General features: G+C 44.1%; 13 protein-coding genes. 10 read left to right on the top strand and 3 right to left on the bottom strand.

Annotation, left to right across the window (positions count from 1 at the left end):
- Positions 1-379: 379 nt before the first annotated feature.
- Genes OW495_RS17940 through OW495_RS17930 form a run of 3 tightly spaced genes read left to right on the top strand, consistent with a single transcriptional unit; the run spans position 380 to position 3,102 of the window.
- Positions 380-601, top strand: a complete 222-nt coding sequence (locus tag OW495_RS17940) for a FeoA family protein (RefSeq protein ID WP_008221191.1) — start codon at positions 380-382, stop codon at positions 599-601.
- Entirely contained in the window at positions 602-2,875 is a 2,274-nt protein-coding gene (gene feoB / locus OW495_RS17935) for a Fe(2+) transporter permease subunit FeoB (protein WP_065103146.1), read from the top strand.
- Positions 2,872-3,102 carry a FeoC-like transcriptional regulator gene (locus OW495_RS17930; RefSeq protein WP_004734201.1) on the top strand — a complete coding sequence of 77 codons (231 nt, stop codon included), beginning with the start codon at positions 2,872-2,874 and terminating at the stop codon, positions 3,100-3,102. The genes feoB and OW495_RS17930 overlap by 4 nt, the downstream gene beginning before the upstream one ends.
- A 137-nt stretch (positions 3,103-3,239) precedes the next feature.
- Here the strand turns inward: OW495_RS17930 and OW495_RS17925 are convergent, their stop codons facing one another.
- Together OW495_RS17925 and argS are read right to left on the bottom strand one after the other, a co-directional pair.
- A complete protein-coding gene (locus OW495_RS17925; RefSeq protein ID WP_065103147.1) occupies positions 3,240-3,668 on the bottom strand; it encodes an HIT domain-containing protein in 429 nt (142 codons plus the stop codon).
- A gap of 106 nt (positions 3,669-3,774) precedes the next feature.
- Positions 3,775-5,508 (bottom strand): arginine--tRNA ligase, encoded by a 1,734-nt coding sequence (gene argS / locus OW495_RS17920; RefSeq protein ID WP_065103148.1) that lies wholly within the window; start codon positions 5,506-5,508, stop codon positions 3,775-3,777.
- A 350-nt stretch (positions 5,509-5,858) separates the two neighbouring features.
- Between argS and OW495_RS17915 the strand changes: the two genes are divergently transcribed.
- Entirely contained in the window at positions 5,859-6,455 is a 597-nt protein-coding gene (locus tag OW495_RS17915) for a VOC family protein (RefSeq protein WP_102314876.1), read from the top strand.
- Positions 6,456-6,719: 264 nt separating this feature from the next.
- Here the strand turns inward: OW495_RS17915 and purU are convergent, their stop codons facing one another.
- On the bottom strand, positions 6,720-7,553 hold the full coding sequence (purU, locus tag OW495_RS17910) for a formyltetrahydrofolate deformylase (protein ID WP_029223462.1): 834 nt from the start codon (positions 7,551-7,553) through the stop codon (positions 6,720-6,722).
- A gap of 264 nt (positions 7,554-7,817) precedes the next feature.
- Here purU and OW495_RS17905 point away from each other — a divergent pair, with 264 nt between their 5' ends.
- The 6 genes from OW495_RS17905 (at position 7,818) to OW495_RS17880 (ending at position 12,860) form a co-directional block, all read left to right on the top strand.
- Entirely contained in the window at positions 7,818-8,018 is a 201-nt protein-coding gene (locus OW495_RS17905; RefSeq protein WP_102361477.1) for a hypothetical protein, read from the top strand.
- Between the two features lie 160 nt (positions 8,019-8,178).
- A complete protein-coding gene (locus OW495_RS17900; protein WP_102311150.1) occupies positions 8,179-10,107 on the top strand; it encodes an ATP-dependent DNA helicase in 1,929 nt (642 codons plus the stop codon).
- Between the two features lie 59 nt (positions 10,108-10,166).
- On the top strand, positions 10,167-10,868 hold the full coding sequence (gene tsaB, locus OW495_RS17895; protein WP_289887616.1) for a tRNA (adenosine(37)-N6)-threonylcarbamoyltransferase complex dimerization subunit type 1 TsaB: 702 nt from the start codon (positions 10,167-10,169) through the stop codon (positions 10,866-10,868).
- 91 nt (positions 10,869-10,959) lie between these two features.
- Complete coding sequence (locus OW495_RS17890; RefSeq protein WP_017074520.1) at positions 10,960-11,265, top strand: hypothetical protein; 306 nt, start codon at positions 10,960-10,962, stop codon at positions 11,263-11,265.
- A 39-nt stretch (positions 11,266-11,304) separates the two neighbouring features.
- Entirely contained in the window at positions 11,305-11,865 is a 561-nt protein-coding gene (locus OW495_RS17885) for a Slp family lipoprotein (protein WP_017074521.1), read from the top strand.
- A 53-nt stretch (positions 11,866-11,918) separates the two neighbouring features.
- On the top strand, positions 11,919-12,860 hold the full coding sequence (locus tag OW495_RS17880) for an alpha/beta hydrolase (protein WP_289887612.1): 942 nt from the start codon (positions 11,919-11,921) through the stop codon (positions 12,858-12,860).
- The last annotated feature ends 36 nt before the right edge of the window (positions 12,861-12,896 follow it).

The raw sequence follows: 12,896 nt of genomic DNA, 5'->3' as shown, positions 1-12,896 counted from the left end.
TCGCTTGCTGCCGGAGTGATATGGCAAGCCACATCACCTCTGGAATAAAATTAAAGAGAAGTAGTTTCTCTTCGATGGAGTTACTATACGTCTGCCCACTTATTTTACTTATAAAATTAACGACAGATGGCCATGAGAAAACCGACATTATTTTAAGTTGTTGATAATTAATGTTTTTGTGTTGTTTTGATAGGTTCGTACTAGTGAGGTAGTTCTCGTTGCTTGTTGAAAGTAACGTTTTTGACGTAAACGTTTTTAACGAAATTTACGAGTATGTATTTTCGAAAACATTGATTTCACACAATGGAATTGTGGTCATGTATGTGTATCATGCTCGTAATAACAATCTTTCTCATTATCAGTCACGAATTGGGTATTTATGAAACTCTCACAACTAGAGCAAGGCAAAGCGGCTTCTATTGTTGCACTAACAGGTTTAACACCAGAAGTTAGAAAAAAACTTATGGTCATGGGCATGTTGCCAAAAACCGAGGTGACGTTGATTCGCCGTGCACCTATGGGTGATCCGCTTCAAGTTGAAGTGAGAGGGGTTTCAATCGCCATTCGTGAAAGCATCGCAGAACAAATCGAGGTTATCTAAATGGATTATCAAGTTCTCACCGTTGGTAACCCTAATAGTGGTAAAACAACATTATTTAATGCATTGACCGGCGCCAAGCAGCATGTTGGTAACTGGGTCGGTGTAACTGTAGAAAAGAAGACGGGTGTCTATTCTCACGCTGGTGATAAGTTTCAGCTTACCGATTTACCGGGTATCTATGCGCTAGATAGTGGTAATGACGCGAACAGCATCGATGAGTCTATTGCGTCTCGCGCTGTGCTTACTCACCCAGCAGATGTGATCATCAATGTTGTTGACGCGAGCTGTTTGGAAAGAAGCTTATACATGACATTACAATTGCGAGAGTTGGGTCGCCCAATGATCGTTGTATTGAACAAAATGGATGTATTAAAGCGTGAACGTCAGGTCATTAACCTTAAGGCTCTAGAAAAAGAGCTAGGCTGTCCGGTTCTGAGCTTGTCTGCAAACGACAAAGGCCAAGTGGTTCGCTTTAAAGAACGCCTTCATAAGTTACTCGTTCAAGGTGTGAGCCTTGACCCTATCTCTATCGATTACGACGCAGCATTAGAAGCACTAATCCCTTCTGTTGAATCACAATTTGATGATGCTGATGTGTCGCATAGAGCACTAGCGATTCGTGCTTTAGAAAATGATTACTTGGTTTTAAATGGTCTTGCTCCTCAGCCTCGCACTCAAATTGATAGCGTGCGCCTGAGTGCTGACTTTGATATTGACCTTGCGGTTGCCGATGCAAAATACACTTTTCTACATGACCTGTGTAAGCGTGTTCGCCGCAGTGAAGGCAAGCTAAGCCGAAACTTCACCGAAAAAGCAGACCAATTCATTTTGAACAAGTGGGTCGGCATTCCTTTCTTCTTCGTCATTATGTACTTGATGTTCATGTTCTCTATCAATATCGGTAGTGCGTTTATCGACTTCTTTGATATTGGTGTAGGTGCGTTATTGGTTGATGGTGGTCATCACTTATTAGACGGACATTTACCTGTTTGGTTAGTGACAATCCTTGCCGATGGTATCGGTGGCGGTATTCAAACGGTTGCTACCTTTATTCCGGTAATCGCTGCTCTTTATCTATTCTTAGCGGTACTAGAAAGTTCAGGCTACATGGCGCGTGCTGCATTTGTACTTGATAAAGTGATGCAGAAAATCGGCTTGCCGGGTAAGGCTTTTGTTCCTCTGGTACTTGGTTTTGGTTGTAACGTTCCTTCGATCATGGCGACACGTACTCTTGACCAAGAGCGTGAGCGTAAACTGGCTGCATCAATGGCACCGTTTATGTCATGTGGTGCGCGTTTACCAGTATACGCACTGTTTGCAGCCGCATTTTTCCCAGGTGCAGGACAAAACGTAGTCTTCGCTTTGTACATCATGGGTATTGTTGCTTCTGTGTTCACAGGTCTATTCCTTAAAAATACAATCTATCCTGGCAGCAGCGATAGCTTGGTTATGGAAATGCCGGATTACGAATTGCCGACTGTGCAAAACGTAATGCTAAAAACGTGGCAAAAACTGAAGCGTTTCGTGCTTGGTGCTGGTAAAACAATCGTAATGGTTGTGGCAATTCTGAGCTTCTTGAACTCTCTAGGTATGGACGGAAGCTTCGGTAATGAAGACAGTGAAAGCTCTGTGCTATCTAAAGCGGCTCAAGTTGTGACACCGGTGTTCCAACCGATTGGTATTACTGAAGAGAACTGGCCTGCAACGGTTGGTATCATCACTGGTATCTTCGCTAAAGAAGCGGTTGTCGGTACATTAAACAGCTTGTACACCACACCTTCAGACGAGGAAGCAGCTGAATTTGATCTAGCTGCAAGCTTGCAAGAAGCAGTCATGACCATCCCTGAAAATCTATCTGGTTTGAGTTATTCAGATCCGTTAGGTATTGAAGTGGGTGACTTATCGGACTCAAGCTCTGTCGCTGCGGATCAAGAAGTTGATACTTCTATCTTTGGTAACCTGAAAGATAAATTTGTATCAGGGCATGCGGCATTTGCTTACTTAATCCTAATCTTGCTTTACACACCGTGTGTGGCAGCGATGGGTGCTTATGTTCGTGAGTTTGGTCAGATGTTTGCGCGTTTCATCGCAGTTTGGACAATGGCACTTGGTTACTTCGGTGCGACCTTCTATTACCAAGCGGCAAACTTCGCTGCTCACCCAGTCAGCAGTGCGGTATGGATGGTGGCGATTGCTGGTGGCTTTGTATTGACGTATCGAGTCTTCAAGAAAGTCGGCAGTAAGCAAAAAGCATTAGAGGTGCAAGTAGTATGATTTTAACTGAACTTCATCAATACATTGATAACGAGGGTGTCGCAGCTCGTAGTGAACTCGCGTCTAAGTTTGGCATGAGTGAAGATGGTGTAGATGCGATGCTGAGTGTGTGGGTCAAGAAAGGGAAGGTATCTCGCTTGGTCGACACCAACAAGCATGGACATACAACACGTATTCGTTACACCATCAGCAAACAAGATGGTCTGTCACTTAATGTGATGATGTAGTTCAGGTCTTCATACTCTCGTTGAAAACGGCGAGATTAGACAATAAAAAAGCCGCTCACCTATTTTAGATGAGCGGCTTTTTGTTATGTATCTTTTCTGAACTGTTTTGCTTTAAAGCGCAATGAGATGGACTCTAATTACGCTTTCTTAAAGATAGAGCTCAATGACAAAACATTCTGGATACGAGTATGGATTGCAGCTTGTTCTTCTTCACTGCGTTGTTCACCATTGGTGTTTCCCCATACTGGTCCTGGCCATGCGATGTCATCTTTGAAACGTGCAATATGGTGAATGTGCAGTTGTGGCACCATGTTACCTAGCGCACCTAGGTTTAATTTGTCTGGTTGGAAGGTCGCTTCTAATGCTTGGCTTACCGCTTGAGACTCAAGCAAGAACTGCTGTTGTTCTTTCATTGGTAGATGGTGCAGTTCTTTTAGGTTGGCACGTTTTGGTACCAAGATAACCCAAGGCACTGCGCTGTCTTTGCTTAGCAGTGCCAAGCTTAGTGGAAATTCGCCGATAAGCGTGGTGTCTTTTGCTAACTGTGGGTGAAGTTCAAAGCTCATTATTATTATCCATTTCGATTTCTTGAATTCAGTATACGTTAGATAAAACAAAAGGTTGATGCTCTCACATCAACCTTTGTATTTATTCATTGTAACCCGAAGGGAATTACATGCGCTCTAGAGTTTCAATACCTAGAAGCGACAGGCCTTGCTTGATAGTCTTAGCTGTCAGTGCAGCAAGCTTCAGGCGGCTCTGTTTAACTGTTTCGTCTTCAGCCACAAGGATAGGGCACGCTTCGTAGAAGCTAGAGAATTGACCAGCAAGTTCGAACAGGTAGCTACACATGATGTGTGGTTGACCTTCACGAGCAACAGACTGTACCGCTTCTTCAAATTGTAGAAGTTTCGCGATAAGTGCTTTCTCTTTCTCTTCAGTGATTTTGATTTCACCTTCAAGAGAGTCCATAGAAATGCCTGCTTTAGCAAAGATTGAAGCGACACGAGTGTACGCGTACTGCATGTACGGTGCTGTGTTGCCTTCAAATGCCAGCATGTTTTCCCAGTCGAACACGTAATCAGTGGTACGGTGCTTAGAAAGGTCTGCGTATTTAACTGCCGCCATTGCTACTGTGTTCGCGATGGTTTTCTTCTCGTCTTCTGCTAGCTCAGGGTTTTTAGATTCAATCAGCTGAGTTGCACGTACTTCTGCTTCGTCCAGAAGATCAGCAAGACGAACTGTGCCGCCTGCGCGAGTTTTAAATGGCTTACCATCTTTACCTAGCATCATGCCGAATGCGTGGTGCTCAAGAGATACAGACTCAGGAACATAACCCGCTTTACGAACGATAGTCCAAGCTTGCATTAGATGTTGGTGCTGACGGGAGTCAATGAAGTAAAGTACGCGGTCTGCGCCCAGTTCTTCAAAACGGTATTTAGCACATGCAATATCGGTGGTGGTGTACAGGAAGCCACCGTCACGTTTTTGCACGATAACGCCCATCGGGTCGCCGTCTTTGTTTTTGTATTCGTCTAGGAATACAACTTGTGCGCCGTCAGACTCTTTTGCTAGGCCTTGTACTTGTAGATCAGAAACGATGTTTGAAAGCATGTGGTTGTACATACTTTCACCCATCACATCATCACGTGTCAGTGATACGTTTAGGCGATCGTAGTTACGTTGGTTTTGAACCATGGTTACGTCAACCAGCTTTTTCCACATTTCAGCGCAGTATGCATCGCCGCTTTGCAGTTTCACTACGTAGCCACGTGCTTTCACAGCGAATTCTTCGTCTTCGTCGTAAAGCTTTTTAGATTCACGGTAGAACTGCTCAAGATCTGAAAGTTCCATTGAAACTTCGCCAGTTTCAGCTTGGATGCGCTCAAGGTTTGCGATAAGCATACCGAATTGAGTACCCCAGTCACCAATGTGGTTAGCACGGATAACTTTGTGACCTAAGAACTCAAGTGTACGAACAACAGCATCACCGATGATCGTTGAACGTAGGTGACCAACGTGCATTTCTTTTGCAACGTTTGGAGCAGAGTAGTCAGCAACAATTGTTTGTGCTTCAGCTGCTGCAACACCAAGGCGAGAGTCAGCCAGTGCTGCGTCTGCTTGTTGCGCTAGGAATGCTTCATCTAGGAAGATGTTTAGGAAACCTGGACCTGCGATTTCAACTTTAGAAGCGATACCGTCTAGGTTTAGAACGTCCAATACTTTTTGAGCAAATTCTCGAGGGTTAGTGCCTAGTCGTTTAGCAACGCCCATAACGCCGTTTGCTTGGTAGTCACCAAATTGTGGTTTTGCAGATTGGCGAACAGCCGCAGGAGAGCCTGCAGGTGCGCCAGCGGCTTCTAGAGCCTGAGATACTTTGTCATTAATCAGTGCTTGGATATTCACACGCGTTTCCTTCAATTCAAGGATGAATAAGAGTGGCCGTTATTTCGTGGGTATTAAATTTGGTTAATTATGCTTCGAGTTAACGATTTAATGCCGAAATGAACAACAGACTCTGTTTAAGTTCACAAAAATGGCGTTAATCATACCAATTTTGTGGGGTTTCTTATAGGTCGAATTGATAGAAAATTAACATTTCCTGAGGGGTTTTTGACAATCGACTTTGACCAAGCCAGCTTTGTCTATTTAGGAAAGTAAGACACCGTACTTTTTGAACGTTTTTTTGTTAAAGCAACGCTTGTTGCTGAAAGTAAAACTGATACCATGCAGCCATTATTTGGAGAACAAAGACAATTACGATGAGCCTGAAGCAAGCCGAACTAGAACCACAACAAATGATTGCGCGCCTTGATACGTTTATGGCGAAAATTGAGAACCTAGGAAATACATTGGGTTTAGATTTAAGCTTTGCTCAAGCGGATCATATTGCATTAAGAATCAACGAAACTGAGCTTGCGAAATCAGCACATCAAGCATGGTCTGAATACGGCTCTACGATTTCAGAAGCGATGATTAACGGTCGTCCAATTGTCGTGTTGGCTTTCGATGAACCATTGCAAAGTCTTGGTTGGAAGATTGAGTGTTTAGAGCTTCCGTACCCTGCTGAAGGCAAAATTTACCCGTCTCAAGACTGGGAGCACGTTGAGTTTGTGATTCCTTCTCACGCACAGACTGCCGATGAGTATCTAGCGGACCTTAAAGAAACCTACCCACAGTTTGCCGCTAAGTTTGAAACCTTGGCTGAGCAAGGTGTTAAGATCAAACTCTCTAGCCCGAAAGGCGAGGGTGAGCGTTTGAATAACCCAACGGTTGCATTCAAGCATCAAGGGATTTGTATTAAGCTGCATCCACACTCTTTGAAGAAGATTGTAGAGTCTGAACAGGCTTAATTTAAGTAGAGAATTGCTGAGATAGATTCCTGATCTCGCCTAGGCTCGTCGGAATGACGGAGTGCTTGATAGTGTTTGCCAGAGTCTAACGTTAGAAGATTCATGGCTAAATTCGTCATTCCCGATAGCGACGAAGGAGTGTAGTTGGGAATCTCTAAAAGCTAGTCTAATAACTAGATACAAAAAACGCGCAACGGGTTAACCTTGTTGCGCGTTTTTTATTGAGTTCTAACTGAAAGTCCTACTGTAAATCGAATTCCCGACTTACAGAATTACAGTCTTGTTGCCGTAAACAAACACATGATCGTTGATCACTTTGTTTAGAGCCTTACTCAATACGTTTTTCTCTACGTCACGACCCGCTTGAGCCATGTCTTTTGCGCTGAAGTTGTGATCCACTGGGATAACATCTTGCTTGATGATTGGGCCTTCATCGAGATCGTTTGTCACGAAGTGCGCCGTTGCACCAATGATTTTTACGCCGCGCTCATACGCTTGCTGGTATGGTTTAGCACCAATGAATGCAGGTAAGAAGCTGTGGTGGATGTTGATGATCTTGTGATTGTATTTCTCAACAAAGCCCGGAGTCAGCACTCGCATGTATTTAGCAAGAACCAAATAGTCCGCCTCGTACTGGTCAATCACTTCAAGCATCTTCTTCTCATGTTCTTCACGGTTTAAACCTTCGTGAGAAACATGATGATAAGGGATATCAAAACGCTCGGTTAAGCTTTGCAGAGTATCGTAGTTGCCAACAACAGCGGCAATTTCTACATCCAAACTGCCATCGAAGTTCTTCATTAGAATATCGCCAAGGCAGTGCGCTTCTTTAGTCACGAGTATCACGACACGCTTACGAGATGAATCAACAAGCTTACGTTTTGTGTTTTCTGGTAGCGCTTGATCTAAATCGGCGAGTAAGGTCTCGTCATTGAAGTAACCCTCTAGCTCGGTACGCATAAAGAAGTGGCCACTAGTATTATCAACGAACTCATTGTTGTGAATAATATTGAGTTGGTGCTTGTAACAAATGTTGGTGATCTTTGAGATGAGGCCTGGGGCGTCAGTACAATGTGTTAATAAAGTTTTTCTTTCCATTTGCATCTTACTTCCATGAAATGTTTTTATTCTTCAAAATTTAATGCAGGCCGTCGAACGGTGAACTGAGCCGCAATATCACCGTTATAATTAATCTATTATCAATTTGGTTTCAACAAAATCTACCGTTCATTTAGGGGATTAATAAATTGAGAGGCTTAATAAATTCAGGTAGAGGTTAGATTTCTGACGGTTTTAACCGATATTCTCGGTCAAGTCCCACTAGAGCGAACCAACATTTCAGCCATACATAGGTGATCATTTATGGATAAAGAGTTACTAGCGAAAAAGTTATATTGTAAGCGCGTAAATTCATTAGTTGGTGATGTTCAGGTGGACGGCAACGTTCTTGATGAAATGTGGGAAAGCAAGGCTTCTCCGACTGATGCTGCTAAAGCCATGCAATCAAGTGATACCGACTTTATTGGTGCGCCTTGGTTATCTCGTTATTTGAATCGTAAGTAGTTAAACAACCCTTTCATTTGTTTTGGGCTAGGTTGATAAGAAGGACTTAGCCTGCCATGTTCTATTCGATATACATCTCCGGTGCGCAGTCATTTCTGATTCGCACCGGCTCACTAAACCTGCCATAATTCGCCTTCTATTTTTCTAAACCACGTACTCTATGATATCTAAAACGTTTTCTGCTGATGGTGCTCTGGGTAAAGCGATCCCTGGGTTTCAACCACGACAAGCTCAGCTGGATATGGCTGAAGCGGTCTCACAAGCCATTGAGCAACAAAGCCAATTGGTTGTTGAGGCGGGGACAGGTACCGGTAAGACGTTTGCTTACCTTGTGCCAGCGCTGCTCAGTGGCAAGAAAACTATTATCAGTACGGGGTCTAAAAACCTTCAAGAGCAGTTGTTTCATCGTGATTTACCACTCATGGTCGATGCGCTTGGCTTTTATGGTCAGGTTGCGTTGCTGAAAGGCCGTTCAAACTATTTGTGTTTAGACCGCTTGAGCCGCCAGATGATCGAAAGTCATGGCACTCATACCGATCCAACATTGCTGGCTCAGTTAGTCAAAGTACGCAGTTGGTCTTCAGCGACTCAAACTGGTGACTTAGGCGATTGCGATGACATTGCTGAAGATAGCCCGGTTATTCCAACCATTACCTCAACTAACGACAACTGCTTAGGTAAAGAATGCCCAAGCTACACTGATTGTTTTGTGCTGAAAGCGCGTAAAAAAGCGATGGATTCCGATGTTGTCGTAGTAAACCACCACCTGTTTCTTGCGGATTTAGCGATTAAAGAAACCGGGTTTGGTGAGCTTATTCCAGAGGCCGATGTGTTTATTTTCGATGAAGCGCATCAACTTCCAGATATCGCCAGTCAGTACTTTGGGCAATCAGTATCAAGCCGACAAATCCAAGAACTAGCCAAAGATATTGAAATTGCTTATCGAACTGAAGCTAAAGACATGCGTCAGCTGCAAAAAGTTGGCGAGAGGCTCATTCAATCGTCAGCTGATCTACGTATTGTGCTCGGTGATACGGGCTTTCGTGGTAACTGGCGTGAGGCGTTGAAGTCAGAGTCGATTGCGAGAGAGTTGGTGCGTTTACAAGATGCGTTGCAACTGGCTGTGGATGTATTGAAATTAGCATTGGGTCGAAGCCAGTTGTTAGATACGGCTTTCGAGCGTGCAACCATGATTAAGTCACGTATCGAACGTGTGTGTGATGTGTCGATTACCGGTTATTCCTATTGGTATGACACAACGCCCCGACAATTTGCTTTGCACATCACGCCTCTTTCGGTTGCCGATAAATTCCACGAACAAATCGAGCTTAAACCGGGTGCTTGGGTGTTTACTTCAGCAACGCTAGCGGTGTCGGATGACTTCGATCACTTCACCTCTCGACTTGGATTAAAGCCGTCGGCACAGTTTTCACTGCCGAGCCCATTTGATTATCCGAATCAGGCGCGCTTGTGTGTGCCTCGTTATCTTCCAGAGCCCAATAGCCCGGGCTTGGCTGACAAATTAGTCAGGATGCTGGCTCCTGTGATTGAGCAAAACCAAGGTCGTTGTTTCTTTTTGTGTACCTCACACAGCATGATGAAAGAGTTGGGCGAGCGATTCCGTGAAACGCTTACTGTACCCGTTCTATTGCAAGGTGAGACCAGTAAGCAAAAAACCTTAGCGGAATTCATGGAATTAGGTAACGCATTGCTGGTGGCCACGGGGGCATTCTGGGAGGGGATCGATGTTAGGGGCGACGCATTAAGCTGTGTTATCATCGATAAATTGCCCTTTACCGCCCCAGACGACCCGTTACTTAAGGCTCGAATCGAGGACTGTAAGCTAAAAGGGGGTGATCCTTTTGCACAAGTGCAGTTACCAGACGCAGTGATTACCTTGAAACAAGGTGTTGGCCGATTAATACGTGATAAGCGTGATAATGGCGCTTTGATTATTTGCGATAACCGATTGGTGACCCGTGATTACGGTGGTGTATTTTTGGCGAGTTTACCGCCTATCCCACGTACCCGTGACTTAGGGATCATTAAAGAATTCTTAGCTAAAGACCATTCAACCGCTGCTGAGTAATTGGCATTGTTGAGTTTAGCCATTATTTTTAGATTAGATAACGAATATTTGAGACACGAATGAGCGCGAAAATTCTTGCAGTAGATACCGCAACTGAAAACTGTTCAGTTGCACTAGTAATGGGTGACCAGGTGTTCGCACGTAGCGAAGAGGCTCCTCGAGACCATACGAAAAAAATTCTACCTATGGTTGATGAAGTACTGAAAGAAGCGAACATCGCTTTAACAGATATTGACGCAATCGCGTTTGGCCAAGGCCCAGGCAGCTTCACGGGTGTACGTATTGGTATTGGTATTGCTCAAGGCTTAGCTTTTGGTGCTGATTTACCGATGATCGGTGTTTCTACACTGGCAGCGATGGCGCAGGGCAGCTACCGTAAATTTGGTGAAACTCACGTAGCAACAGCGATTGATGCTCGCATGAGTGAAGTGTACTGGGCTCGTTACAGCCGTGAACAAGACGGTCGTTGGACTGCAGTTGATGCTGAATGTGTCACACCTCCAAGCGAATTGGCTGCGCAGCTTGAAGTGGATTCTGAGACATGGGCAAAAGTAGGCACCGGTTGGGAAGCGTACGCAGAGCACATGGATACACTAGCGATCGACACTAAAGCGTGTGAGGTTCTGTTCCCAGAAGCTCAAGATATGGCGTTCCTTGCTCAATTCGCTTACGCAGAAGGCAAAGCGGTTGCAGCTGAAGAGTCTGAGCCAGTTTACCTACGTGACAAAGTGACGTGGAAGAAACTGCCAGGTCGTGAGTAAATACGTATTATTTTGGCTCTGCATTCACTTTGCAGAGCCAAAATTAAAACAGATACAAAATTATTAAGATTAGGTACAAAATTCCTTAAGCATGGTTTCAATAAACGGCTTACCTCCTTCTTCGATAGGCAATACATCCAAAACCAATCGAACCAATAAAAAGAACGAGGTAAAAAAAGGCGATGCAAAAACCTCAGTTGGTCAGCCAACTAAGGTCGCGAATGCTGTCTCGCATTCCATTCGCCAAGTCAAAGAATCTGAGATTCACAAAGCTCAGGTTCAATATGATCTTCCAGAAGGGCGTGGACGACGTGCGATGGAAGAGTATATGGATGTGATGAATCAAGCTAAAAAAGAGGAACTTGCGAAGCTTATTGGGGTCGATATTTATATCTAGCTTTGTGCTTTTATTTATCCTGTTCTAAGGACCAGCATTATGTTTTCTCTCATTTCTAAATCTCGCTTATTTTTCCTTGTCGCTTTCTCTTCGATGGTGATGGGTTGCTCCTCTTTGCCTGAAGAACTTAATGCAAACTCTGAACAAGTCGTGACCGACTACCAAGAGTGGGTAAACACTGTGCCAGACGCTGGTGATGTTCGCTTAGGTGGTGTGATTGCCAAGGTGACAAATTTACAAGATAAGACTCGTGTTGAAGTGGTTAACATGCCGATTTCAAGCAGCGGTAAGCCAGATATTGATGCCGAACCAAAAGGGCGCTTTGTCGCTTACATTGATGGTTATGTTGAGCCATTGAGTTTTGCTGAAGGTCGTTTAGTCACTTTGGTAGGCACATCAAATGGCACAGAAGATGGCACTATTGGTGATTATCCTTATACTTTTCCGGTAATGAATGTTTATAACCAACGCTTGTGGCAAATTACAGAAAGAGTGGTTGTGAACGATTTTGCTCCTACTTACTACTCATGTCGCAGCTTACATTGTCGTAGTTTTCAAACGATGCCAAGACAAGGGCGCGTAATTAAAGATGTCGAATAGTTAGCATCGTTTAGGATTAATGGATAGATCAAGACAGGAATAACAAACTATCAATGATTGAAAAGTCATATTCTCTTGCGAGCGGGACGCTTGCAACACAACAGATTGGTAACCCCGAAACGACCGCTACGACGGTCGTTTTTATTCATGGGTGGTTAGATAACTCAGCGAGTTTCTCTTCTGTTATATCAAATCTAGAAGTACTTTCACCAAATTCTCATCTGGTTGCTATTGACCTCTTTGGTCATGGGTTTTCATCGCATAAGTCGGGCAGTTACTACCCATTTCACGACTATATCGACGATTTGCATCAGTTGGTGACTAAATTATCGCCAAACAGACTGGTACTAGTAGGACATTCACTTGGTGCATTGATCGCAAGTTGCTATAGTGCCGCCTTTCCTGAAAAGGTGTCAGGATTAATCCAAATTGAAGGTCACGGACCTCTTTCTGAAGCTCCCCACGAAACAGTCTCTCGCTTGAGGGATGGGGTACTCAGTCGTCTTCGACAGCGAAGAAAGCCTTCACGTCCTCTGGCAAGTCTTGAGGATGCTATTAAGCTGAGAGCTCACGCCAATCAAATCAAAGCAGAACTTATTGCTCCTATTGTTGAACGAGGAATCGTTGAGCTAGGTACTATTGATCAAGCTGCTTTTGAGGAAGTGACAGTAGATCACGTTGCTTTTGATCAAGCGACTGTAGTTCAAGGTAGTGCCGAGTTCGATAACTCTTGGCAATGGCGATGCGACCCTAACCTAAAATGTGACTCGTTATATCGAATGTCACAAGCGCATGCTGAAGCGATCATGGCGGCTATTGAATGCCCTCAATTAATAGTTTTAGGAAATGATGGATTCCGACATTTGCAGCATAATCGCTACAAATCAGCCCATAGTTCTCTGAATATAGAGACTGTTCCTGGCGGACATCATTGCCATTTAGAGAGCCCAGAGCTAGTTTCAGAGCTAATTCTTGGTGTAGTTAACAAAATTTAAACAAGTGTTTGAGCCTTTTAGTGCTCATGCACTAAA

This window comes from Vibrio sp. 14N.309.X.WAT.E.F5 (assembly GCF_030397615.1).
Classification (GTDB): Bacteria; Pseudomonadota; Gammaproteobacteria; order Enterobacterales; family Vibrionaceae; genus Vibrio; species Vibrio lentus.
This window is presented reverse-complemented; position numbering and strand designations above follow the sequence as displayed.